Source organism: Streptomyces sp. NPDC012888 (assembly GCF_042900645.1).
Taxonomy (GTDB): domain Bacteria; phylum Actinomycetota; class Actinomycetes; order Streptomycetales; family Streptomycetaceae; genus Streptomyces.
The window spans coordinates 242,843-266,971 of sequence record NZ_JBIBBM010000001.1 but is presented as its reverse complement, the minus strand read 5'-3'; the positions used below and the strand labels follow the sequence as shown (position 1 = coordinate 266,971).

Sequence of the window (24,129 nt, the reverse complement as noted above, 5' to 3'; positions counted from 1 at the left end):
CTGGGGTCAGCGGGCTCGGTGCGCTGCGATCGCCTCGTACACCATGGCGACCAGCAGTTCGTCCGCGTCCCGGCGGCCGAACTCGGCGGCGGAACGCGACATCTCGTACAGCCGGTGCGGGTCGGCGAGCACCGGGAGGACGTTGTTCTGCACCCATTCCGGGCTGAGCTCGGCGTCGTCGACGAGCAGGCCGCCGCCGGCCTTGACCACCGGCTGGGCGTTGAGCCGCTGTTCGCCGTTGCCGATCGGCAGCGGGACGTAGGCGGCGGGGAGGCCGACGGCGGAGAGCTCGGCGACGGTCATGGCGCCGGCCCGGCAGAGCATCATGTCGGCGGCGGCGTACGCGAGGTCCATCCGGTCCACGTACGGGACCGGGACGTACGGCGGCATGCCGGGCATGTTGTCGACGCGCGGCAGTTCGTTCTTGGGGCCGACCGCGTGCAGGATCTGGATCCCGGAGCGCTGGAGCGTGGGGGCGACCTGCTGCACGACCTCGTTGAGCCGGCGCGCGCCCTGGGAGCCGCCGGAGACCAGGAGGGTCGGCAGGTTGGGGTCGAGTCCGAAGGCGGCGCGGGCCTCGGGGCGGACCGCGGACCGGTCCAGGGTGGCGATGGAGCGGCGCAGCGGGATGCCGACGTAGCGGGCGCCCCGGAGTTTGCTGTCGGGCGTGGAGACGGCGACGGCGTTCGCGTACCGGGAGCCGATCTTGTTGGCCAGGCCGGGACGGGCGTTGGCCTCGTGGACGACGATCGGGACGCCGAGGCGCTTGGCGGCGAGGTAGCCGGGGAGGGCGACGTACCCGCCGAAGCCGACGACGCAGTCGGCCTTGGTGCGCTCCAGGATCTGCTCGGCGGCCTTGATGGTGCCGCGCAGGCGTCCGGGGACGGTGATCAGCTCGGGCGTGGGCTTGCGGGGCAGCGGAACGGCCGGGATCAGTCCCAGTTCGTAGCCGCGCTCCGGGACCAGGCGGGTCTCCAGACCGCGCTCGGTTCCCAGGGCGGTGATGCCCACGGTCGGGTCCTGCCTGCGCAGGGCGTCCGCGAGGGCGAGCGCCGGCTCGATGTGGCCGGCGGTCCCCCCACCGGCGAGTACGACATGCACCGAAATTCACCGCTCTCCGGACGGACGCTTCTTGACGCGCCGTCTCATCGACTTCCAGATCGGCCCGGACCGCTTCCAGCCGAACTTCGGCTGTCGCATCGCGAGCGCCGCGCGCGCCGCGGGCTCCTCACGCGCGAAGGCGATGAGCAGTCCGACGGCGAACATGGTCGGCAGCAGGGCGGAACCCCCGTAGGAGAACAGCGGGAGCGGGACACCGGCGATCGGCAGCAGACCGAGCACCGCACCGATGTTGATCACGGCCTGGGCCGTGATCCAGGTGGTCACGCCTCCCGCGGCATACCTGACGAAGGAATCCTCCGTGCGTCCGGCCACGCGGATACCCGCATAGCCTAGAGCCGCGAAGAGACCCAGTACCGACAGCGTCCCCGCCAGCCCCAGTTCCTCCCCGGTGATGGCAAAGATGAAGTCGTTGTGTGCTTCGGGTAGTTCTCCCCATTTTTCCACACTGGCACCGAGGCCGGAACCGAACCATCCGCCCGAGGCGAGGGCGAAGATTCCATGAACGGCCTGCCAGCATTCACCTTGGGGGCCCAGGTCGGTCGCGCCGATGCAGGAGAGTCGCTGCATCCGGTGCGGGGCGGTCCTGATCAGGACGGCCCCGATCGCCGCAGCGACCGCCAGCACCCCGACGAACAGCCGGGTGGGGGCGCCGGCCAGCCACAGCAGTCCGAACAGGATGGCGCACAGGATCATCGCCGTTCCCATGTCGCCGCCGAGCATGATGAGTCCGAGCAGCAGGAAGGTCACCGGCACCAGCGGGACGAGCAGGTGCTTCCACTGGGTGAGCAGGCCCTTGCCGCCCTTGCGGGCCATGAGGTCGGCGCCCCACAGGATCAGGGCCAGCTTGGCGAACTCGCTGGGCTGGAGCATGAACGGGCCGCCGAGCGAGATCCAGTTCTGGTTGCCCTGGACGGAGACCCCTATCCCGGGGATCTGGACGAGGACCATCAGGAACACGGTCGCCGCCAGCACCGGGTAGGCGAGCGCCCGGTGCAGTCTGACCGGCATCCGGGAGGCGGCGAGCAGCAGTCCGGTCCCGATGGCGGCGGCGAGGAACTGCTTCTGGAAGAAGTAGGAAGGGGACAGGCCCAGCTGGAGCGCCTTGATCATGGAGGCGCTGTAGACCATCACCAGGCCGAGCACGGTGATGAGCAGGGAACTGCCGAAAATCAGGTAATACGCCGTGAGCGGTCGGTCCCAAGTGCGGCGCAGCCGACGGTAGGTGCGCCGGACCCCGTCCAACGACCCGCGGCCGACGGGCCTCCTGGCCGTCGCCGCGGGCCGCTTGCGGAGCTGCGCCCGGACTGCGGTCGGCCGCCGCCCCGGCAGCATCTGCTTGGCCGGCATCAGTCGTCTTCCCCTCCACTCGTACGAGCAGCCGGTCGGACGGGCGCTACGCCCTCGATTCCGCGGCCAGTTCGCGCACCGCCCCGGCGAACGCGTCGCCGCGCTCGCCGTAGTTCGCGAACATGTCCATCGAGGCGCAGGCGGGTGCCAGCAGGACCGTGTCGCCGGGCTCGGCGAGACGGGCCGCCTCCCGGACCGCTGTGAGCATCGCCCCAGTGTCGGTCCGTTCGAGGTCGACGACCGGCACATCGGGGGCGTGTCGCGCCAGCGCGTCCCGGATCAGCGCCCGGTCGGCGCCCATCAGGACGGCTCCGCGCAGCCGCTTCGCCGAGTTGCGGACCAGTTCGTCGAAGGTCGCGCCCTTGGCCAGGCCGCCGGCGATCCAGACGATCGAGTCGTAGGCGGCCAGCGAGGCCTCCGCGGCGTGGGTGTTGGTGGCCTTGGAGTCGTCGATGTACGTGACCCCGCCGGTCTCGGCGACGTACGCGATCCGGTGCGCGTCCGGGCGGAAGTCGCGCAGCCCGTCGCGGACCGCGCGCGGCTCCACGCCGAAGGCGCGGGCCAGGGCGGCGGCGGCCAGGGCGTTGGCGATGTTGTGCGGGGCCGGCGGGTCGACGTCGGAGACCTCGGCGAGCTCCTGGGCGTTCTTCTGCCGGTTCTCGACGAAGGCCCGGTCGACGAGGATGCCGTCGACCACGCCGAGCATGGACGGGCCGGGGGCGCCGAGGGTGAAGCCGATGGCCCGGCAGCCCTCGACCACGTCGGCTTCCTCGACCAGCCGCTCGGTGGCGGCGTCGGCGGCGTTGTACACGCAGGCGACGGAGTTGCCCTCGTAGATGCGGCCCTTGTCGGCGGCGTACGCCTCCATGGACCCGTGCCAGTCGAGGTGGTCGGGCGCCAGGTTGAGCACGGCGGCCGAGTGGACGCGCAGGCTCGGGGCCCAGTGCAGCTGGTAGCTGGAGAGCTCGACGGCGAGCACGTCGTACTCCTGCTCGCCGAGGACCACGTCGATGATCGGGGTGCCGATGTTGCCGACGGCGGCGGTGCGCAGTCCGGCCGCGCGCAGGATGGACGCCAGCATCTGGGTGGTGGTCGTCTTGCCGTTGGTGCCGGTCACGGCCAGCCACTCGGCCGCGCCGCGTCCGGGCGCGGCGTCCCCGGCGTCCGCGGAGTCCGCGGCGTGCGTGGAGTCCCCGGCGGACCGGCGGGCCGCGCGGAGTTCGGCGCCCGCGTCGCGCAGCCGCCAGGCGATCTCGACGTCGCCGACCACGTCCACGCCGGCTTCGGCGGCCGCGCGGAACAGCGGGCTGTCCGGCTTCCAGCCGGGCGAGGTGACGACCAGCTCGGTGCCCTCGGGGAGGGTCTCCCCGGCGCGGGCGCCGTCGGGCAGGTGCCCGAGCCGGACCTCGATGCCGAGGCCGGCGAGTTCGGCGGCCTTCGCGCGGTGGGCGTCGCCGTCACCGTTGTCGACGACCGTCACGGTCGCGCCCAGCCCGGCCAGGGCCCGGGCGGCGCTGATCCCGCTGACGCCGAGCCCGGCGACGGCGATCCGCCGCGGCAGCCCGTACCGCGCCAGGGCGTCGGGGCCCAGCGGGGTCAGGTGGTCACCGGGCCCGCCCGGCCGCTGCGAGTCGCTCACTTGTCCGCTGCCCATCCTGCGTAGAAGATGCCCAGACCCACGATGACGCACATGCCCTGGATGATCCAGAACCGGACCACCACGAGGACCTCCGACCACCCCTTGAGTTCGAAGTGGTGCTGGAGGGGGGCCATGCGGAAGACGCGCTTGCCGGTGAGGCGGAACGAGCCCACCTGGATGACCACGGACAGGGTGATCAGGACGAAGAGGCCGCCCAGCAGCGCGAGCAGCAGCTCGGTGCGGGAGCAGATGGCCAGACCGGCGAGCGCGCCGCCGAGGGCCAGCGAGCCGGTGTCACCCATGAAGATCTTGGCCGGCGAGGTGTTCCACCACAGGAAGCCGAAGCAGGCGCCCATCAGCGCCGAGGCGACCACCGCGAGGTCCAGCGGGTCGCGGACCTCGAAGCAGGCGGCCGGGTTGGTCAGCGTCATCGCGTTGGCGCAGGACTCCTGGTACTGCCAGACGCCGATGAACGTGTACGCGCCGAAGACCATCACCGAGGCGCCGGTGGCGAGGCCGTCCAGGCCGTCGGTGAGGTTCACGCCGTTGGACATGGCCAGGATCATGAAGAGCGCCCAGACCACGAACAGCACCGGGCCGATGGACCAGCCGAAGTCCGTGACGAAGGAGATCTTCTCGGACGCCGGGGTGAGCCCGCGCGAGTCCGAGAACTGCAGCGCGAGCACCGCGAAGGCGATGCCGACGATCAGCTGGCCGGCCATCTTCGCCTTGGCCCGCAGACCCAGCGAACGCTGCTTGACGATCTTGATGTAGTCGTCCAGGAAGCCGACCAGGCCCATGCCGGCCATCAGGAAGAGCACCAGCAGGCCGGAGAACGTCGGCTCGCTGGAGGTGATCACCTTCGTCAGGGCGTACGCGGCGAGCGTCGCCAGGATGAAGGAGATGCCGCCCATGGTGGGCGTGCCCTTCTTGCCGAGGTGGCCGCGCGGGCCGTCGTCCCGGATGAACTGGCCGTAGCCCTTGCGGGCCAGCAGCTTGATCAGCAGCGGGGTGCCGATGATCGTGAGGAACATACCGATGACACCGGCGAACAGGATCTGCCTCATCGGGCGGCAACCTCGCCCTCGGCGAGCAGTGCCTGTGCGATCCGCTCCAGGCCGATGGACCTGGATGCCTTCACCAGCACGACGTCCCCCGGGCGCAGTTCACTGCGCAACAGGTCGATCGCCGCCTGCGCGTCGGACACGAGCACCGACTCCTCACCCCACGAACCCTCGTTATATGCGCCCAGTTGCAGCCAGGACGCTTCCCTGCCCCCGACCGCGACGAGCTTGCTCACGTTGAGCCGGACGGCGAGCCGCCCGACCGCGTCGTGTTCGGCGAGAGAGTCGTCCCCCAGCTCGGCCATGGGACCGAGCACCGCCCACGTACGCCCCCCGCGTTCCTTCGCGGCGCCGCCCATGGCGACGAGCGCACGGAGTGCGGCCCGCATGGACTCGGGGTTCGCGTTGTAGGCGTCGTTGACGACCGTCACGCCGTCGGCCCGCTCGGTGACCTCCATACGCCAGCGCGAGAGCGTGCCCGCGCCGGAGAGCGCGGTGGCGATCTCGTCGGTGGACATGCCCAGCACATGGGCGACGGCGGCCGCGGCGAGCGCGTTCGACACGTGGTGCTCACCGTACAGCCGCAAGGTCACATCACTGCACCCGGTGGGTGTGTGCAGTGTGAAGGAAGGCTGTCCCCGCTCCGTCATCCGGACGTCGGTCGCCCGGACGTCGGCGTCGTCGGCCTCTCCGAAGAGGACCGTACGGGCCTTGGTGCGCGCGGTCATGGCGCGGACCAGCGGGTCGTCGGCGTTGAGTACGGCGACCCCGCCGTCGGCCTCGGCCGGGAGGGCCTCGACCAGCTCCCCCTTGGCCTGGGCGATGGCCTCGCGGCCGCCGAACTCGCCGATGTGGGCGGTGCCGACGTTCAGCACGACGCCGATCCGCGGCGGGGTCAGGCCGGTGAGGTAGGCGATGTGACCGATGCCGCGGGCGCCCATCTCCAGCACCAGGTGCCGGGTTTCCGCGGTGGCGCGCAGCGCCGTGACGGGCAGTCCGATCTCGTTGTTGAGGGAGCCCGGCGTCCACACCGTGGGCGCGTGCTGCTGGAGCACCTGGGCGATGAGGTCCTTGGTGGAGGTCTTGCCGGCGGAACCGGTCAGGGCCACCACGTCGGTGCCGAGGCGGGCGACGACGGCGCGGGCGAGGGCGCCCAGGGCCTTCTCGACGTCGGGGACGACGATCGCGGGGACTCCGACGGGCCGGGTGGCCAGGACGGCGACGGCTCCGGCGGCGACGGCCCGTTCGGCGTAGTCGTGGCCGTCGACGCGCTCGCCGCTGAAGGCGGCGAACAGGCTGCCCCGTTCGACCTCCCGGGAGTCGTAGACGACGGATCCGGTGACCTGGGCGGACGGATCCGGTATGTCGTGGAGCTGCCCGCCGGTGATGTCGGCGATCTCGGCGAGGGAGAGGGCGATCACTTAGTTCACCTCGGCCTGTCGGTCGTGCGGGTGCACGGCTTTCTCGGTTGCGGCGGCGATGGCGGCGCGCAGGACCTCGCGGTCGTCGAACGGGCGTACCACGCCCGCGGTGTCCTGGCCCTGCTCGTGGCCCTTGCCGGCGACGAGGACGGTGTCCCCGGCCCCGGCACGGGCGACGGCGGTGGCGATGGCCGAGGCCCGGTCCGCGTCGACGATGACGGTGCCGCGTTCCCCGGGCGGTACGGACGCGGCGCCTTCGAACATCGCGGCGAGGATCTTCAGGGGGTCCTCGGAGCGCGGGTTGTCGGAGGTCAGGACGGCGGTGTCGGCGTACCGGGCGGCGGCGGCGCCCATGGGGCCGCGCTTGGTGGTGTCGCGGTCGCCGCCGCAGCCGAGGACGATGTGCAGCCGGCCCTCGGTGACCTCGCGCAGGGCGCGCAGGACCGATTCGACCGCGTCCGTCTTGTGGGCGTAGTCGACCACGGCCAGGTAGGGCTGGCCGGCGTCGACCCGCTCCAGCCGGCCGGGCACGCCGGGCACGGCGGCGACGCCGTCGGCGGCGGTCTGCGGGTCCAGGCCGGCGGTGGCCAGGGTGACGACCGCGGCGACGGTGTTGGCCACGTTGAACGGGCCGGGCAGCGGGGCGGTGGCGGAGACCCGCCGGCCGTCGGGGCCGAGGAGGGTCAGGGTGGAGCCCATGTGGCCGCAGGTCACGTCCACGGCGCGCCAGTCGGCGGCGGGGTCGCCGGCGGCGGAGAAGGTGACCACGGGGATCGCCGACTCCTTGGCCAGGCGGCGGCCGTACTCGTCGTCGAGGTTGACCACGCCGATCCGGGCCCGGGCGGGCGTGAACAGCCGTGCCTTGGCCTGGAAGTAGTCCTCCATGTCGGAGTGGAACTCCATGTGCTCCGGGCTGAGGTTGTTGAAGACGGCGACGTCGAAGACGCAGCCGTCGACCCGGCCGAGCACCAGGGCGTGGCTGGAGACCTCCATGGCGACGGCCTCGACGCCGCGTTCGCGCATGACGGCGAACAGGGCCTGGAGGTCGGTGGCCTCGGGGGTGGTGCGCTCGGACTTGATGCGCTCGTCGCCGATGCGCATCTCGACGGTGCCGACCAGTCCGGTGGTGCGTCCGGCTCCGCGCAGGCCGCCCTCGACCAGGTAGGCGGTGGTGGTCTTGCCGGAGGTGCCGGTGATGCCGATCTGGAGCAGGGCCTCGCCGGGCCGCCCGTAGATCTCGGCGGCGAGTTCGCCCATCCGGCCGCGCGGGTCGTCGACCGTGAGCACCGGCAGGCCGGTGGCCGCGGCGCGGTCGGAGCCGGACGGGTCGGTCAGGATCGCGGCGGCGCCGAGCGCGGCGGCCTGGGTGGCGAAGTCGGCGCCGTGCAGGCGCGCGCCGGGCAGGGCGGCGTACACGTCACCGGGGCGGACCGCGCGCGAGTCGTGCGTGATGCCGGTGATCTGCGCAGCGGTTGCCGGAGCGTCGGTACCCAGCAGGGCCGCCAGCTCGCCGAGCGGTGTCGGGCGGGCGGCCGCGGGCCGGGGCGCTCCCGGCGGCGCTGCCGGGGGTTTCTGGGCGGTTCTGGGCTGATCAGCGTGGGGCACGGCGGTGAGCGTACCGGGCGTGGCGGGCCCGCCGGGAATTGAGGGGTCGTGGGTGTTCCGGTTCCCGGGTTGCGGGGTGATGGTCGTCACTGGATGCCTCGTGCTGTTTCTGGATCACTGGCCGGGTTGGAAGGTGACCGGCAGACCGGCGGGTGCGGTTCCGGTCGGGGCCACCTGGAGCGTCTTGAGAGCGAACTCCATGACGGTCCTGAAGACGGGGCCGCAGATCTGGCCGCCGAAGTAGCTGCCTCTGGTGGGGTTCTGGATGGCGCAGTAGACGGTGAGGCGCGGCTTGTCGGCGGGGGCGAAGCCGGCGAAGGAGGCCGTGTAGCCCTTGTAGCGGCCGGTGGCCGGATCCACTCGGTTGGAGGTGCCGGTCTTGCCGCCCACGCGGTAGCCGGGGATCTTCGCCTTGGTGCCGGTGCCCTCCTGGTCGTCGACCACGGATTCGAGCATCTGCGCCAGGGTCCTGGCGGTCTCCTCGCTGACCACGCGGGTCTTCTCGGGGGCGGGGGCGGGGGTGAAGCGCCCGTCGGGGCCCTTGGTGCCGCGCACCAGGGTCGGCTCGATCCGGACCCCGCCGTTGGCGATGGTGGAGTACACGGAGGCCGCCTGCATGGCGTTGACGGACAGGCCCTGGCCGAAGGGGATCGTGTACTGCTGGGAGGTGGACCAGTCGCCGGGCCGGGCCAGGATGCCGCGGGACTCGCCGGGGTAGCCGAGTCCGGTGGGCCGGCCGATGCCGAACTTGGTCAGGTAGGAGTGCAGCACCTCGTTGGCCTGGGCCTGGTTCCTGCCGAGCTGGCCGGTGGCCAGGATGGTGCCGATGTTGGAGGACTTGGCCAGCACCCCGTTGAGGGTGAGGTACCAGGTCGGGTGGTCGATGTCGTCCTTGAACAGGCGGTCGCCGCGGTGCAGCCGGTTGGGGACGGTGACGTGGGTGCCGGGGGTGGCCTTCTTCTCCTCCAGGACGGCGGCCATCGACATCACCTTGGCGGTGGAGCCCGGCTCGTAGACGTCCTGGAGGGCCGCGTTGCCCATGGCCGTGGAGCGGGCCCTGGTGAGGTCGTTGGGGTCGAAGCCGGGCGCGTTGGCCATGGCCAGGACCTCGCCGGTGCGGGTGTCCTGGACGATCACGTAGCCGCGGTCGGCCCGGGACTTCTCGACCTGCGCGGTGATGGCGCTCTGGGCGGCCCACTGGATGTCGCGGTCGATGGTCAGCTCGATGTCCTGGCCGGGTACGGCGGGCTGTTCGCTGGAGCCGGCGGTGGGCACGCGGCGGCCGCCGGACTGGGCGTAAGTGGCCTCGCCGTCCTTGCCGGCCAGCATCCTGTCGAAGGCGGACTCCAGGCCGCCGGCGCCGTGGCCCTCGGCGTTGACGTAGCCCAGTATCCCGGCGGCGAGGGTGCCGTTGGGGTAGACCCGCTTGCTGCTCTCCTCGTGGAAGACGCCGGCGAGGACGTTGGCGCCGGGGCCGTTGTTCTTCTTGTCGGCGGTGGCCTTCTCGGCGAAGACGCGCTTGAGGTCGCGGATCTGGTTCCACACCTGGGGGGTCTGGCGGCGGGCCAGTACCACGTACCGGGTGTTCTGCGTCTTCAGCCGTGCCGTCAGCTCGGCGGCGTCCTTGCCGAGGATCGGGGCGAGGAGGGCGGCGGCCTGCTCGGGGGCGTCGGGGGCCTTGCTCTCCTTCGGCGTGAACATGGACGGGTCGGCGGTGATGTCGTACGCGTCCACGCTGGTGGCGAGGGCCACGCCCTTGCGGTCGGTGATGTCCCCGCGTTCGGCGGCCAGCGTGTAGCTGGCGTAGCGGTTCTTGGAGGCCACGGCGGAGAACGTGGAGGCGTCGACGGCCTGGACCTGGAGCAGCCGCACCACGAAGGCGAGCATCACCAGGGTCAGCCCGATGCTGACGAGTCGCAGGCGGGGCCGCGGGCTGCCGAGCCGGATGGTGTGCGGCTTGCGCGGGGCTGCGGGCCGGCGGGTGGCCGGGCGGGTGGCGGGCCGTCCGCCGGGCTGGGGCGGGCGCGGGCGTGCGGGACCGGGCACGCGGCGGCGGGGCGGCTCCTTGGGGCTCACGTCGTCACCGTCCGGGGGTCGGGGAGGGCTGCGTCTGTGGTGGTGCCGGGTTCTGCGCGGGCGGCTGCCCGGGGGGTGGTGCCGGGCCCCGGTCCGGGGCGTCCTGCGCGGGGGGTTCCGCCGGGAGCTGGGGGGGTGCCGCCCTGCGCGGGCGGCTGTGCCGGGGCCTGCTCCGGCGGCCGGCCCGGCGCGGACGCCGGGTCGGGGACCGGGTCCTGGACCGCGTTCGGGCCGGTCGGGGCCGCGTTCGGGTCGGGAACCCGGGTCGGGGCCGCGGTCGGTGCCGGGTCCGGCGCGGGGGGCGGCGGGGCCTCGGCGGGGACGGGGGTGCCGGCGGTACGGCCGTCCGGGCCGAGGAAGACCGGGCTGCCGCCGGGCACCATGCCCAGCTCCCGGGCCCTGCGCTCCAACGCGTCCGGCGCCGAGTGCGCGTCGACGTCGCGCTGGAGGGCCTGCTGCTCGTCCGTCAGCGCGGTGGTCTCCTTCTTCAGCCGGCTGAGCTGGAACGAGCCCTGGTTCAGCGCCGAGTTCAGCAGCAGCAGGCTGATCAGGCCGCCCGCCAGCAGCGCGACCACCAGCAGCACGAAGGGGGCCCGGGCGGCCTGCGCGGGCCCTCCGCGGGCGGGCCGGCCGGCGCGCACCCGCCGCGCCGCGCCGATCCGGGCCACGCGCATCCGCGTGGCCGTGGCCACCTTGCTCACGCTTCCTCCCGGGTACGCGCTTCGGTGTTCGTTCCGGCCCGGCCCGCGCCGGGCGGGGTCACAGCACGGCTTCGCGGATGCGTTCCACGCCGCGGAGCCGGGCGGGGGCGGCCCGCCGGTTCTCGGCGACCTCCTCCTCGGTGGGCAGCTCCGCTCCCCGGGTGAGCAGCCGCAGCTTCGGCTGGTACTTCTCCGGCACGACCGGCAGCCCGGGCGGGGCCGTGGACGCGGCGCCCGCCGCGAAGACCGTCTTGACCAGTCGGTCCTCCAGCGAGTGGTACGACAGGACGGCGATCCGGCCGCCGACCGCGATCCGTTCCACCGCCGCGGGAATGGCCCGCTCCAGCACGGACAGCTCCCCGTTGACCTCGATCCGCAGCGCCTGGAAGGTCCGCTTCGCCGGGTTGCCACCGGTCCTCTTGGCGGCCTGCGGCAGGGCGTCGCGGATGAGCTCCACCAGCCGTGCCGAGTTGGTGAAGGGCTCCTTCTCCCGTTCGCGGACGATCGCCGAGACGATCCGCTTGGCCTGCTTCTCCTCGCCGTAGGCGCGCAGGATGCGGACCAGTTCGCCCGCCGGGTAGGTGTTGAGCACCTCCGCCGCGCTGATCCCGGTCGTCTGGTCCATCCGCATGTCCAGTGGCGCGTCCTGGGCGTAGGCGAAGCCGCGGCCGGCCTCGTCCAGCTGCATGGAGGAGACGCCGAGGTCGAAGAGGACGCCCTGGACGGCGGGGATGCCGAGCCGGTCGAGGACCTCGGGGAGCTCGTCGTACACGGCGTGCACGAGGGTCGCCCGGTCACCGTAGGGGGCGAGGCGTTCACCCGAGAGGCGCAGTGCCTCCTTGTCGCGGTCGAGCGCGACGAGGCGGACCGCCGGGAACCGCTTGAGCAGGGCCTCGCTGTGGCCGCCGAGGCCGAGGGTGCAGTCGACGACGACCGCTCCCGGCTTCTCCAGCGCCGGGGCCAACAGGTCCAGGCACCGCTGGAGCATCACCGGGACGTGTCGGGATTCGCTGGTCAAGGCGCCCTCTCAGATTACGGCGCGGGCGTATGCGTACGCACCGCGCACGCGGGATGTTCACGGGCCGGAGGGCGGCTGACGGTACCCCGACCGGGCCCCCGCCGGTTTCGCGTCACTTTAGTCCAACGGTCGCCGCGGTCAACGAACCGGCCTCCGCCCGGTGTGGCACCGGTCCGGGAACCCCGCGGAGCCGCGAATCACCCTTACGGCCCCGACCGCGCCACCCCTGTGGATTAGCTCACACAAGACATGTTGACGCCCTTTGTCCAAGCTCACGCAAGGCCTTGACACGCTGTGACCACTAACGTCTGTAGACATGACGACTCACGCAACCCCGCCGACCGACTCCGCATCCCTGGCCCAGGGTGCCGGTGACAGCGTCATCGACCGCCTGATCGCCGCCAACCGCACCTACGCCGACCGCTTCACCGACCCCGGCATGGACGCCCGGCCCGTCCTGCACGTGGCCGTCGTGGCCTGCATGGACGCCCGCATCGACCTGCACGCCGCCCTGGGCCTCCAGCTCGGCGACTGCCACACCATCCGCAACGCGGGCGGCGTGGTCACCGACGACACCATCCGCTCCCTCACCATCAGCCAGCGCGCCCTGGGGACCCGCAGCGTCGTCCTCATCCACCACACCGGCTGCGGCCTGGAGAGCCTGACCGAGGACTTCCGCCACGAGCTGGAGGACGAGGTCGGCCAGCGCCCGTCCTGGGCCGTCGAGGCCTTCCGCGACGTCGACCAGGACGTCCGCCAGTCCATGCAGCGGGTCCGGACCAACCCCTTCCTGCTGCACACGGACGATGTGCGAGGCTTCGTCTTCGACGTGCACACCGGGCTGCTCCGGGAGATCGATCCGGCCTCGTGAGTGACAAGGGCCCGGGCTCCGTCAACAATGCGGTGGGAACGCCGCCCGGGTCCCCTCTCTCTGCCCGGGCCCGGCCGTCCCCGTTCGACGACGTTTTTGGGTGTTTGGGGTGGAGAACCAGGTGACGACCTATGACGACCGCGCTAGCCTCGCGGACCTGACCAGCACCGCCGAGCGGGTCCGCAGGTCCGTCGAAAGCGTGATCGAGGGCAAGCCCGAGGTCGTCCGTATCGCGCTGACCGTGCTCCTCGCCGAGGGGCACCTGCTGATCGAGGACGTGCCCGGCGTCGGCAAGACCATGCTGGCCAAGACGCTGGCCAAGTCCATCGACTGCTCCGTCCAGCGGATCCAGTTCACCCCGGACCTGCTGCCCTCGGACATCACCGGCGTCAGCATCTTCGACCAGCAGCGCCGCGAGTTCGAGTTCAAGCCCGGCGCGATCTTCGCCCAGATCGTGATCGGCGACGAGATCAACCGGGCCTCGCCCAAGACCCAGTCCGCGCTCCTGGAGTCCATGGAGGAACGGCAGGTCACCATCGACGGCAAGACCTACGAGCTGCCCTCGCCGTTCATGGTCGTCGCCACCCAGAACCCGGTCGAGATGGAGGGCACCTACCCCCTCCCCGAGGCCCAGCGCGACCGCTTCATGGCCCGGGTCTCCGTCGGCTACCCCAGCCCGGCCGCCGAGCTGCAGATGCTCGACGTGCACGGCGCGGTGAACCCGCTGGACGACCTCGCCGCCGTGGCGCACGCCCACGAGATCACCAAGCTGATCGAAGCCGTGCGCGAGGTGTACGTGGCCGAGCCCGTCCGGCGCTACGTCGTCGACCTGGTCTCCGCCACCCGCAGCCACCCGGACCTGCGCCTCGGCGCCTCGCCCCGCGCCACCCTGCACCTGCTGCGCGCCGTCAAGGCCTCCGCCGCCCTGGCCGGCCGCGACTACGTGCTCCCCGACGACGTGCAGGCGCTGGCCGCGCCGGTCCTCGCGCACCGGCTGCTGCCCACCGCCCAGGCCCAGCTGAACCGGCGCACCGCCGAGCAGGTCGTCGCCGACATCCTGCAGCGCACCCCGGTGCCCTCCGCCCACCAGCACGGCCAGCAGCCGCCCGGCGTCCGGGGCTTCTGATGAGCGCCGCCACGCCCGGCGGGGCCGGCGGCGGGAGCAACGGGCTGCGCGCCACGCTCTCCGGGCTCACCACCCGCGGCCGCTCCTTCCTGGCCGCCGGCGCAGCGGCCTCCGCCTGTGCCTTCGTGCTGGGCCAGCACGCCTTGCTCCAGGTGGGGCTGCTGGTCGCGGTCCTGCCGCTGATCTGCGTCTACGCCCTGCACCGCACCCGCTACCGGGTCTCCGGCAGCCGCCGCCTCACCCCCATGCGGGTGCCGGCCGGCGCCGAGGCCCGGGTGCAGCTGCGCATGGACAACGTGTCCCGGCTGCCCACGGGTCTGCTGATGCTCCAGGACCGGGTGCCGTACGTCCTCGGGCCGCGGCCCCGGTTCGTCCTGGACCGGGTCGAGCCCGGCGGCCGCCGCGAGGTGTCCTACCGGGTCCGCTCCGACCTGCGGGGCCGCTACCCGCTGGGCCCGCTCCAGCTGCGGCTCACCGACCCGTTCGGGCTGGTCGAGCTGACCCGCTCGTTCAGCACGTACGACACCCTCACCGTGATCCCGCACACCGAACCGCTGCCGCCGGTGAAGCTGACCGGCGAGTCCAACGGCTACGGCGAGGGCAACCAGCGCTCCTTGGCGCTGGCCGGCGACGACGACGTGATCCCGCGCGGCTACCGCTACGGCGACGACCTGCGCCGGGTCCATTGGCGGTCCACGGCCCGCTACGGCGAGCTCATGGTGCGCCGCGAGGAACAGCCGCAGCGGGCCCGCGCGACGGTCCTGCTGGACACCCGGCGGGTCGCCTACGAGGGCGCCGGCCCGGACTCGGCCTTCGAGTGGGCCGTGTCCGGCGCCGCCTCCGTCCTGCTGCACCTGCTCGGACGCGGGTTCTCCGTCCGGCTGCTCACCGACACGGGCAGCACGGTCGGTGGCGAGGCCGCCGGGGGCTTCACCGCCGGCGGGTTCTCCGCCGGCGGCCAGGAGTCCGCCGAAGCCGCCGGACTGATGCTGGACACGCTCGCGGTCGTCGGCCACTCCGACGGCGCCGGGCTGTCCCGCGCCCACGACGCGGTGCGCGGCGGCAACGAGGGCCTGCTGATCGCCTTCTTCGGCGGCCTCGACGACGTACAGGCGGACATGGCCGCGAAGCTGCGGCGGCGCGGTGGCGGCGGGGTCGCCTTCGTGCTCGACCCGGCGGCGTGGGGCGGAAGGGCTCCGGCGGACGCCGCCGTGGCCCCGGCCGCCGAGCGGCTGCGGCGGCTGCGCGAGGCCGGCTGGACGGTCCTCGCGGTGCCGCCGGGCGCCTCGCTGGCACAGCTGTGGCGGCAGGCCGGGTCGGCGGGCACCGCCGCCGGGATGCCGCAGGCCCACGGGACTTCGGGGGGACGGCCATGAGCGGCCGGGCGAGACTGACCGTTTTCGCGGCGCTGGCGACCCTGCTCACGGCGCTGTCCCTGTGGCCGCTGGTCGCCACCCAGCAGTGGCTGCTCCAGGCTGCCGTGCTGCTGGCGGTGCAGAGCGGGGTGGGGGCGCTGGCCCGGCGGGTGCCGCTGGCGCGGCCCCTGACCGTGGCCGCGCAGCTGCTGGCGACACTGCTCCTGCTGATGGTGCTGTTCGCCGGGGAGGGCCGGTCGGTCACCGCCTCGCAGGGACTGGGCGACCAGCTGGTCGGCGGGCTGGGCCGGCTCTACCAGGAGGGCCTGGCGGACGTCGCCGAGTACGCCATCCCGGCCCCGCTGACCGACGGCATCCGGCTTCTGCTGGTCTCCGGAGTACTGCTCGTCGGGCTGCTCGTCGACGTGCTCGCGGTGACCTTCCGCACGGCGGCCGCGTCCGGGCTGCCGCTGCTCGCCCTGTACTCGGTGGCCGCCGGGCTGTCCGGGGGCGGGGACTGGCTGCTGTTCGTACCGGCCGCCGCGGGCTACCTGATGCTGCTGCTGGCCGAGGGCCGGGACCGGCTGGCCCAGTGGGGCCGGGTCTTCGGCGGGGGCGCGTCGGGCGGCTCCGGGTCCGGTGGCGGGCGGGCCCTGGCCCAGGTGCGGACCGGCCGGCGGATCGGCGCGGTCGCCGTCCTGATCGCGATGGGCGTGGCGTACGTGCTGCCCACGCCCTCGGGCGGACTGATGGGCGGCACGGGCGAGGACGGCGGCGGCTCCGGGCCGGGCGGCGGCACCATCTCGGCGGTGAACCCGCTGGTCGCCCTGCAGAACAGCCTGAACGCCCAGGACGACCGGCCGGTGCTGCGCTACCGCACCGACAACCGGCAGGCCGACCAGTACCTGCGGATCGTGTCGCTGGACGAGTTCGACGGGGTGGAGTGGAAGTCCTCCGGCCGGAGCCTGACGGACGTCCCGGAACGGCTGCCGCAGGTGCCGGGGCTGGACGATGAGGTACGGCGGAGCGGGACCGAGGTCCGCACCAGCGTCTCCGCCGCCCAGGACTACGTGCAGCGGTACCTGCCGATGCCGTACCCGGCGACGAAGGTGGAGATCGAAGGCCGCTGGCGGTTCGAGCCGGTGGGCCGGACCCTGATCGGCGACGACCTGGGGAAGAACAAGAAGCAGACGGTGCAGGGCGCCCGGTACACGGTGACCAGCCTGCTGCTGCGGCCGACCGCCCGCCGGCTCTCGGCGGCGCCGAAGCCGCCGGCCCGGTTCCTGGAGGAGTTCACCCGGCTCCCGGAGAACCTGCCGCCGGTGGTGGCCGAGACGGCCCGGCAGGTCACGCGGGGCGCGACGGACGACTACACGAAGGCGCTGAAGCTGCAGAACTGGTTCGCGGTGAAGGAGCTGGGCGGGTTCACGTACGACACGCGGACGTCCTCCGGCTCCGGATCGCAGGCCATCGCCCGCTTCCTGCGGGACAAGGAGGGCTTCTGCGTCCACTTCTCGTTCTCGATGGCCGCGATGGCGCGCTCGCTGGGGATCCCGGCGCGGGTGGCGGTCGGTTTCACGCCGGGCACGGGGCTGTCGGACGGCAGCGTGCAGGTGAGCATGAAGGACGCACACGCCTGGCCGGAGCTGTACTTCGAGGGCGTGGGCTGGACCCGGTTCGAGCCGACGCCGACCCGGGGCACGGCCCCGGACTACACCCGTCCGGAGGCGCCCGCGCCGCTGCCGTCCGCGCCGGCGCCGCTGCCCTCGCAGAGCGCGAACGTCCCCGCGCCGGCGCCGTCCTCCTCGGACGACGCCTGTCCGCCGGAGGCCCGGCGGCTGGGCGACTGCGGGGCCGCGGCGGGCGCGGACTCCTCCCCCACCGACGACGGCGTCGCCTGGGGACCCGTGCTCGGCGTCACCGCGACGGTCCTCGTCCTCCTCGCCCTGCCCCTGCTCCCCCTCCTGTGGCGCGGCCGGGTCCGGGCGGCGCGGCTCGGCCGGGGGGACCCGGCGGCGGCGTGGCGGGAGCTGGGTGACGCGGCGTGGGACGTGGGCATCGTGCCGGACGAGGCGCTGTCGCCGCGGGGTGCGGCGACCCGCATCGTGGAGCTCGGCGCGCTTCCGGCGGAGCCGGCGGCCGCGGTGCACCGGGTGGCGGGCGCGGTGGAACGCGCCCTGTACGCCCCGCCGGGCGCGCCCGCGGGCTACCCGGGGCTGGCGGCGGACGTCCTGGCGGCCCGCGCGGCCCTCCTGGCCGGCACGAATCGCCGGGGCCGGCTGCGCGCGCTCCTCCTCCCCCGCTCGGCGGCCCGCGTCGCCTGGGCGGCGACAGCCCGCTGGACCACCCTGACCCAACGGGCCGCCACCCTCCGCCCCCACCTCCGCCGCGGCTGACCCGCCCGGGGCCGGGCCCCGCGCCTCAACCGCCGATCGGGCTGGATGGCGCGGCCCGGCTCCGCCATGTGCCCGGCACCCGGGCCGGCCCCGCTCAATCGCCGCTCGGGCTTGAAGGGGCCCGGCAGGAGTTGCCTTGCAAGCCGGCCCCGGGCGGCCAGTTCCAGCCTCGCCGGCGATTGCGCGGGGTGCGGGGCGGAGCCCCGTGTGCCCGGGCGGAGCACCGACCGCGCGGCTACGCCTCCGCCGGCCCCGCTCAAACGCCGCTCGGGCTGGATCGGCCCCGCGCGGGCGTGGCCGCTCGGGCCGGCTCCGGGGGCAAATCCAGCCTCGCCGGCGATTGAGGCGCGGGGTGCGGGGCGGAGCCCCGTGTGCCCGGGCGGAGCATTGGCCGCGCGGTAATGGATCCGGGGCATGGGCGCGGCCCGGCGGTGGCTCGTTCCCCCTGGAGCCACCGCCGGGCCGGCGCGCGTGCCGGACGAGGCTCCCGGCCCGCTCCGCAGCCCCGTGTCGGCGGTGCGGGCCGGGTCCTCCGTCCGTGGCCCCCAGTCTGCTGTTCCCGCAGGTGGAGGCCCATCCGTACACGTACTCATCTGTCCGTCTAGGTACGGATACCTAGTTCTACGCCCATCCCCCGCCCCGCGGCACCGCCGACCGGGGGTCCCTTCAGCGCCCCCCGCTCACCCGCCCCCGCAACAGCAGCGACAGCGCCGAGTGCACGTCGTCCAGGGACCGCTCGCGCTGGAAGGACTGCCAGTCCAGCGCCGCCACGAGGACCATCCCGACGAGCGCCGCCGCGGTGAGCGGCACGTCGATCTCGGTGCTGAGCTCCCCCCGCTCGACCCCTTCCCGCAGCACCGTCTCCACCACGGCCACGGCCTCCTGCCGGACCACCATGAGCGTGGACTGCCACGCCCGGTTGGTGCGCCACAGCTCCGCCACGTACAGCTGGGTGAAGGCCGGGTAGCGGTCGATGAAGACCAGGCCGGCCCGGATCATCGCGTCCAGCGCCTCCACCCTGGTGCCGCCGCGTTCCTCCGTGGCGTCGGCCGCGGCCCGCAGGTTGGCGGTGAGCAGCCCGACCCCGTGCCGGAGGAGCTCCTCGAACAGCTCGGTCTTGCTGGCGAAGTTGTAGTAGACCGTGCCCTTGGCGACCCCGGCGCGTTCCGCGATCTCGTCGACGGTGGTGGCGGAGAAGCCCTGTTCGGCGATGAGCGTGACGGCCGCTTCGTAGAGCTTCTGCCGGGTCGCCTGCCGGCGCGTGCTGGTGCTGCTGTCCATGGCGCTGATTGTCACAGGTGTCACGTGTCCCTAGAGGCTCAGTTCGGGGTGCAGACGGTCCATGGTCCAGACCTGCTTGCCGCGGGCCGCGAGGGCGGTGAGCGCGAGCGCTCCGACGGTGAAGGCGGTCAGGACCGCGCAACCCTGCCAGACGGGGGCCAGGTCGCCGCCGGTGATGAGCCGGCGCAGGCCCTCGACGACGTAGGACATCGGCAGGTAGGGGTGGATGGCGTTGAAGAATCCGGGGCTGGTCTGCACCGGGTAGGTGCCTCCGGCCGAGGTGAGCTGGAGCATCAGCACCGCGAGGACGAGGATCCGTCCGGCCGCCCCGAACTTGGCGTTGAGCCACTGGACGATGGCGGCGAAACAGCCGGTGACCAGGGCGAGGAAGCCGATGGTCGCGGCCGGGTGGGCCATCTCCAGGCCGAGGCCGTAGTGCAGTACGGACATCAGCAGGGCGACCTGGAGGACGCCGAGGGAGGCGACCGGCAGCCAGCCGGCCAGGGCGATCCGCCAGGGCGAGGCGCCGGCGGCGAGGGCCCGGCGGTTGAGCGGGGTGATCAGCATGTAGGCGACCATCGCGCCGACCCAGAGGGAGAGCGGGATGAAGTAGGGGGCGAAGCCGGTGCCGTAGTTGGGCGCCTTGTGCAGGGACTCGGCGGCGAGGCGGACGGGGTCGGCCATGACCTCGGTGCGGGTGTCGCGCTGCTGCTGGTCGTAGTCGGGGATCTTGCCGGCGCCCTCGTGCAGACCGGAGGCGAGCTCACCGGAGCCGTCGACCAGCTTGTAGATGCCGCCGTCGAGGCGGTGCGCGCCGTCGCCGAGCTTGCCGACGCCGTTGTCGATCCCGGCGGAGCCCTTGCTGGCGGCGGTGAGGCCGGTGTGCAGCTTGTCCATGCCGTCGGCGACCTTGTGGGCGCCGGAGTTGAGGGCGTTGACCTTGGCGACGGCCGCGTCGAGGTCGGCGGCCAGGCCGGGGGCCTTCTCCGCCAGGTCGCGGGCCTGCTTCTCCAGGTCGGTGAGCTGGCGTCCGAGCTTGTCCAGGTCGCCGCCCGTGGTCTTGACGACGGCGTCGACGTCGCCGGCGAGCTCGGCGGCCTCCGCGGCGCCGTCCTTGACCTCCTTGAGCTTGGGGCAGCTCGCCGGGTAGGGCTTGGGGCCGGTGACGCAGGTCTCGGTGTACACCTCGGAGCTCTTCGCGGAGACCTTCTTGGTGACGGCCGCGACGGCCGGGGCCTTCTCGGCGAAGGTCTTGAGGTGCTTGTTGACGACCTTGGCGGTGTCGGCGACCAGTTCGGCCTGGGCGGCCAGGCCCTTGGGGTCCTTCACGAACGGGCGTGCCTTGGCGGCGGCGCCGTTCACCTTGTCGGCGACGACCTGGGTGCCGGCGGCGACGTCGCGGCTGCCGGTCTCCAGCTGCGCGGCGGCGCCGTCGAGCTTCTTGAGGCCGCCGGCCAGCTCGCCCGTCTTCTCCTTGGCGGTGTCGAGCCCGTCGGCGAGGTCCTTGGCGCCCTGCTTGGCCTTGACGGTGCCGTCCTTGAGCTGGGTGGCGCCGTCGGCGGCCTCGGCGGTCTTGTCGTGCAGGTCGGAGAAGGAGATGAAGATCTTGTCGAGGAAGCCGCGGGAGGCGTTGGTGGAGGCGGCGGAGCGGACCTCGGAGAAGACGGTCCGGGAGATCGAGCCGACGATGTAGTTGTTGGCGTCGTTGGTGCGGACCTGGAGGGCGCCGGTGGCGGGGTCGTCGCCGGAGCTGGAGGCGATCTTCTCGCTGAAGTCGGCCGGCATAGTGAGGGTCAGGTAGTAGGTGCCCTTCTCCAGGCCCTCGGCGGCCTCCTCGGCGTCCACCTCGTGCCAGCCGAAGGTCTTGCTGTCCTTCAGCTTCTTGGCGATCTCGTCGCCGGCGTCGAGGCGCTCACCGTCGACGGTGGTGCCGCGGTCGGTGTTGACGAGCGCGACGGGGACCCGGTCGAGGCGGCTGTACGGGTCCCAGAAGGAGCAGAGGTAGAGGGCGCCGTAGAGCAGCGGGATCAGCAGCAGCGCGACCAGCGCCTTGCGCGGCAGCTTCCCCCTGCCGAAGCGCTTGAGCTCAAGCGCGGCGAGCTTCGGCGAGCGCATCGCCCGTCTCCTTCGCGGTGTCGTCGTGGTCTTCGGTGTTCCCGCCGTCGGCGGGAGGCGCGGCGGCCTCCGCAGGCGCTGCGGGCTCGTCCGCAGGCGCGGCCGCCCCGGCGGGGGCGGCGGTCTCCGCGGGCGCGGCCTCCGCGGGTACGGCCTGCTCCGCCGGCGCGGCCGCCCCGGCGTTTTCCACCGCGGTTTCTGCCGCAGGGTTCGCCTCGGGGTTCGCCTCGGGCGTGCGCCCGGCCGTCGCCGGGGCCGGGGCGGGCTCCGGCGCCGACCCCGTCGCGGGTGCGGTCCGGTCCGCCGGTGCGGGCTTCGCCGCCCGCGCGGCCTTCTTCGTCCGGGTGGCCTTCGTCGCCGGCGCGGGCTCGGCCGGGGCCGGTACGGGGGCGGGGTTCGCTTCCGGGTCGGCCGCGGGAGTGACGGGGGACGCCGCGGCCGGCGGGGCGGTCTTCGCCGGGGTGCCGGCGCGGCGGCTGCGGAGGCGGCCGCCGCGGAGGCGGGTGGGTCGCGGGGCCGGGCCGGTGGAGCCCCCCGGCTCCACCGGCTCCGGCGCGGCGGCCGTCCGCAGGACCACCGCGTCGGCGGGGGCCTCGCTGCAGACGGCGAGCACGGTGAGGCCGGAGTCGGCGAGGCGGCGGAGCAGGGCCCAGGCCTCGACGCGTTCGGCTTCGGAGAGTTTGAGGTCGGTGTCGTCGAGGGCGAGCACCCGGGGGTCGCCCAGCAGGGCGATGGCCACGGAGAGCCGGAGGGCCTCCAGCCGCTCCAGGTCGCGCACGGAGGTGCGGCCGCCCTTGGGCAGGGCGGCCACGTCCAGGCCGGCCGTGGCCAGGGCCGCCTCGATCCGGGCGGCGGTGGCGGCGGCGCGCTCGGCCGGGGGCCGGAGCAGGCCGCGGACCGGGCCGTCGAAGCGGCGCTGGAGCAGCGCGCCCTCGCGGAGCTGCTCGGTGACGGTGAGGGCCTGGTCGAGGTCGTTGACCCCGGGGACCGGGCCGAGTGCGGAGATCCGGCGGACCGCGGCCATCTTCTTCGGCAGCCGCAGCCGGCCGATCTCCGCGTGCCCCTCGGTCGGCTTCATCCGGCCGGTGAGGGCGAGCAGCAGGCAGGTGCGGCCGCTGCCGGAGGGGCCCTCGACGGCGATCAGGGATCCGGGGGCCGCGTCCACGTCCACGCCCCGGAAGACCCAGCCGCGCGGTCCCTTGAGTCCGAAGTCCTCGGCCCTGACGGCCGCGCCTCGCGGGCTGTCCACGCCCTCCCCCTTCGTCGCGTTTCTTTGAACTGACTGGTCAGTTCAAAAACTACCACCCTTCGTAGACCGGGTGCCCCCACGGGGGTCCCCGAAGCCCCGGAATGGCCCGAAAGCGCAGGTCGGGGCGATTGTCAGTGGGGACGGTCACGATGGATGCACGCAGCGCGGCCATCCGCGCCGCCGAGCACGCGACAGAACGCAACGACAGGAGGTTCGTCATGGCCACACCGTCCCCGTCCCCTGTCCACCCCGTCCTGCGGAGGTCCTCCGCCCCGCCGGCCGCCCTCGACCTGCTCGCCAAGGCCCGCCAGGGCCTGGACGAGGCCGCCCTGCTGCCCCGGCCCAACGAGCGGTACGCCACCGCCCACCTCGCCGCCCTGCGGACCGCGGCCGCCGTACTGGCCGCCCGCGGCCGCCCCGAGCCGGTGCACCCGCGCCGCCGGCCCCGGATCCGCAGCGCCTGGGAGGTGCTCCCGGAGATAGCGCCCGAGCTGACCGAGTGGAGCGCCCTCTTCGCCTCCGGCGCGGACCGCCGGGCCCGGGCGGAGGCCGGGATAGCGGGCGCGGCGACCGACCGGGACGCGGACGACCTGGTCCGGGCCGTGGCGATGTTCCTGCGGCTGGTCGAGCGGATGCTGGCGCTGCCGCCGACCCTCCCGCAGCCGCTGCCCCAGCCGCGCCCCGACGCGGGGTGAAGGGGATGAGCTGAGCGGCGCCGGAAGGCAATAGGGTGGGGGCCGCACCGCCCAATGCCACTGCGCCGAGGAGTCATCCGTCGTGTCCGACACTTCCCGTCCCCGCGCCTCCCTCCGCACCGCCGTGGTGTGGGAGGTCCTGAAGGAGGCCCTCGACCGCCGGGTGAAGGCCACCGGACGGGACGTGCTGGACGTGCTCGACACCGGCGGCGGCACCGGAAAGTTCGCCGTCCCGGTGGCCCGGCTGGGCCACCGGGTGACCGTGGTCGACCCCAGCCCGAACGCGCTGTTCGGGCTGGAGCGGCGGGTCACCGAGGCCGGCGTGGCCGAGCTGGTCCGCGGGGTCCAGGGGGACGCCCAGGGTCTCCTGGAGGTCGTCGAGCGCGACTCCTACGACGTGGTGCTCTGCCACGGCGTGCTGGAGTACGTGGACGACCCCGCCGAGGGCGTCGCCAACGCGGTGTCCGCGCTGCGCTCCGGCGGCATCCTCAGCCTGCTCGCCGCCGGCCTCGGCGGCGCGGTGCTCGCCCGCGCCCTCGCCGGCCACTTCACCGAGGCCCGCAACGCGCTCAACGACCCGGCCGGCCGCTGGGGCTCCGGCGACCCGGTGCCCCGCCGCTTCACCGCCGAGCAGCTGTCCGAGCTGGTCGGCTCGGCCGGCCTGGAGGTCGGCGCGGTGCACGGCGTACGGGTCTTCGCCGACCTGGTGCCCGGAGTCCTGGTGGACACCGAGCCGGGCGCCGTCGAAGCGCTGCTCAAACTGGAGGAGGCGGCCGCCGAGCTGCCCGCCTTCCACGCGGTCGCCACGCAGTTGCACGTGCTGGGCGAGAAGGCCGCCTGAACTGGGCGGCTTCCTCCGGGGCGGTCTGCCCGCAAGCCCTCCGTTCCGGCGGCCGGACCCGTATGATCGGGGGACACCGTCCGGTGTGGTGAACAGGCCGTTGGGGAACAATGGCCTCGACGGCCCCCCGAGCGGCAGTACGGTTCGGGTCGGTGCACATCTCGGCCGTGATTATCTGTAAAGAAACGTGGCGTAGAGGGGCGGGTT

The 24,129-nt window shown here is 73.6% G+C and carries 17 protein-coding genes and 1 pseudogene; 6 read left to right on the top strand and 12 right to left on the bottom strand.

Features of this window, described 5'->3' with window-relative positions:
• Positions 1 to 6: 6 nt before the first annotated feature.
• Genes murG through rsmH form a run of 9 tightly spaced genes read right to left on the bottom strand, consistent with a single transcriptional unit; the run spans position 7 to position 11,993 of the window.
• Positions 7 to 1,101 (bottom strand): undecaprenyldiphospho-muramoylpentapeptide beta-N-acetylglucosaminyltransferase, encoded by a 1,095-nt coding sequence (murG, locus tag ACFY61_RS01135; RefSeq protein ID WP_389465241.1) that lies wholly within the window; start codon positions 1,099 to 1,101, stop codon positions 7 to 9.
• Between the two features lie 6 nt (positions 1,102 to 1,107).
• The gene (gene ftsW, locus ACFY61_RS01130) at positions 1,108 to 2,469 is read right to left on the bottom strand and encodes a putative lipid II flippase FtsW (protein WP_389465238.1); all 1,362 of its coding nucleotides are present in this window, start codon (positions 2,467 to 2,469) and stop codon (positions 1,108 to 1,110) included.
• Between the two features lie 46 nt (positions 2,470 to 2,515).
• The gene (gene murD, locus ACFY61_RS01125) at positions 2,516 to 4,123 is read right to left on the bottom strand and encodes a UDP-N-acetylmuramoyl-L-alanine--D-glutamate ligase (RefSeq protein ID WP_389465235.1); all 1,608 of its coding nucleotides are present in this window, start codon (positions 4,121 to 4,123) and stop codon (positions 2,516 to 2,518) included.
• Positions 4,105 to 5,175, bottom strand: a complete 1,071-nt coding sequence (gene mraY, locus ACFY61_RS01120) for a phospho-N-acetylmuramoyl-pentapeptide-transferase (RefSeq protein ID WP_389465232.1) — start codon at positions 5,173 to 5,175, stop codon at positions 4,105 to 4,107. The genes murD and mraY overlap by 19 nt, the downstream gene beginning before the upstream one ends.
• Positions 5,172 to 6,593: a UDP-N-acetylmuramoyl-tripeptide--D-alanyl-D-alanine ligase gene (gene murF, locus ACFY61_RS01115; RefSeq protein ID WP_389465229.1), complete on the bottom strand. Its 1,422-nt coding sequence runs from the start codon at positions 6,591 to 6,593 to the stop codon at positions 5,172 to 5,174. Before murF ends, mraY begins: the two co-directional genes overlap by 4 nt.
• Positions 6,594 to 8,288, bottom strand: coding sequence for a UDP-N-acetylmuramoyl-L-alanyl-D-glutamate--2,6-diaminopimelate ligase (locus tag ACFY61_RS01110; RefSeq protein ID WP_389465227.1), 1,695 nt, complete (start codon positions 8,286 to 8,288; stop codon positions 6,594 to 6,596).
• A gap of 24 nt (positions 8,289 to 8,312) precedes the next feature.
• Complete coding sequence (locus ACFY61_RS01105) at positions 8,313 to 10,274, bottom strand: peptidoglycan D,D-transpeptidase FtsI family protein (protein ID WP_389465224.1); 1,962 nt, start codon at positions 10,272 to 10,274, stop codon at positions 8,313 to 8,315.
• A complete protein-coding gene (locus tag ACFY61_RS01100; RefSeq protein WP_389465221.1) occupies positions 10,271 to 10,975 on the bottom strand; it encodes a septum formation initiator family protein in 705 nt (234 codons plus the stop codon). Before ACFY61_RS01100 ends, ACFY61_RS01105 begins: the two co-directional genes overlap by 4 nt.
• Before the next feature lie 58 nt (positions 10,976 to 11,033).
• Complete coding sequence (gene rsmH / locus ACFY61_RS01095) at positions 11,034 to 11,993, bottom strand: 16S rRNA (cytosine(1402)-N(4))-methyltransferase RsmH (RefSeq protein WP_389465218.1); 960 nt, start codon at positions 11,991 to 11,993, stop codon at positions 11,034 to 11,036.
• Positions 11,994 to 12,309: 316 nt separating this feature from the next.
• On the opposite strand from rsmH, the gene ACFY61_RS01090 reads away from it, so the two are divergent.
• From ACFY61_RS01090 to ACFY61_RS01075, 4 genes are all read left to right on the top strand, one after another.
• Positions 12,310 to 12,864, top strand: a complete 555-nt coding sequence (locus ACFY61_RS01090; RefSeq protein ID WP_389465215.1) for a beta-class carbonic anhydrase — start codon at positions 12,310 to 12,312, stop codon at positions 12,862 to 12,864.
• A gap of 121 nt (positions 12,865 to 12,985) precedes the next feature.
• A complete protein-coding gene (locus tag ACFY61_RS01085; protein WP_389465212.1) occupies positions 12,986 to 13,990 on the top strand; it encodes an AAA family ATPase in 1,005 nt (334 codons plus the stop codon).
• The gene (locus ACFY61_RS01080) at positions 13,990 to 15,366 is read left to right on the top strand and encodes a DUF58 domain-containing protein (RefSeq protein ID WP_389465209.1); all 1,377 of its coding nucleotides are present in this window, start codon (positions 13,990 to 13,992) and stop codon (positions 15,364 to 15,366) included. The genes ACFY61_RS01085 and ACFY61_RS01080 overlap by 1 nt, the downstream gene beginning before the upstream one ends.
• On the top strand, positions 15,363 to 17,741 hold the full coding sequence (locus tag ACFY61_RS01075) for a transglutaminaseTgpA domain-containing protein (protein ID WP_389465206.1): 2,379 nt from the start codon (positions 15,363 to 15,365) through the stop codon (positions 17,739 to 17,741). The genes ACFY61_RS01080 and ACFY61_RS01075 overlap by 4 nt, the downstream gene beginning before the upstream one ends.
• Before the next feature lie 666 nt (positions 17,742 to 18,407).
• Here ACFY61_RS01075 and ACFY61_RS01070 read toward each other — a convergent pair.
• From ACFY61_RS01070 to ACFY61_RS01060, 3 genes and pseudogenes are all read right to left on the bottom strand, one after another.
• Positions 18,408 to 19,022 (bottom strand): TetR/AcrR family transcriptional regulator, encoded by a 615-nt coding sequence (locus ACFY61_RS01070; RefSeq protein WP_389465204.1) that lies wholly within the window; start codon positions 19,020 to 19,022, stop codon positions 18,408 to 18,410.
• A gap of 30 nt (positions 19,023 to 19,052) precedes the next feature.
• Positions 19,053 to 21,137: a YhgE/Pip family protein gene (locus ACFY61_RS01065; RefSeq protein ID WP_389465201.1), complete on the bottom strand. Its 2,085-nt coding sequence runs from the start codon at positions 21,135 to 21,137 to the stop codon at positions 19,053 to 19,055.
• 559 nt (positions 21,138 to 21,696) lie between these two features.
• A pseudogene (locus ACFY61_RS01060) lies at positions 21,697 to 22,386 on the bottom strand (ATP-binding cassette domain-containing protein); the annotation flags it as partial.
• Positions 22,387 to 22,604: 218 nt separating this feature from the next.
• Between ACFY61_RS01060 and ACFY61_RS01055 the strand changes: the two are divergent.
• Together ACFY61_RS01055 and ACFY61_RS01050 are read left to right on the top strand one after the other, a co-directional pair.
• Positions 22,605 to 23,081 (top strand): SAV_6107 family HEPN domain-containing protein, encoded by a 477-nt coding sequence (locus tag ACFY61_RS01055; protein WP_389465909.1) that lies wholly within the window; start codon positions 22,605 to 22,607, stop codon positions 23,079 to 23,081.
• Positions 23,082 to 23,163: 82 nt separating this feature from the next.
• Positions 23,164 to 23,922, top strand: a complete 759-nt coding sequence (locus ACFY61_RS01050) for a methyltransferase domain-containing protein (protein WP_389465199.1) — start codon at positions 23,164 to 23,166, stop codon at positions 23,920 to 23,922.
• Positions 23,923 to 24,129: the final 207 nt, after the last annotated feature.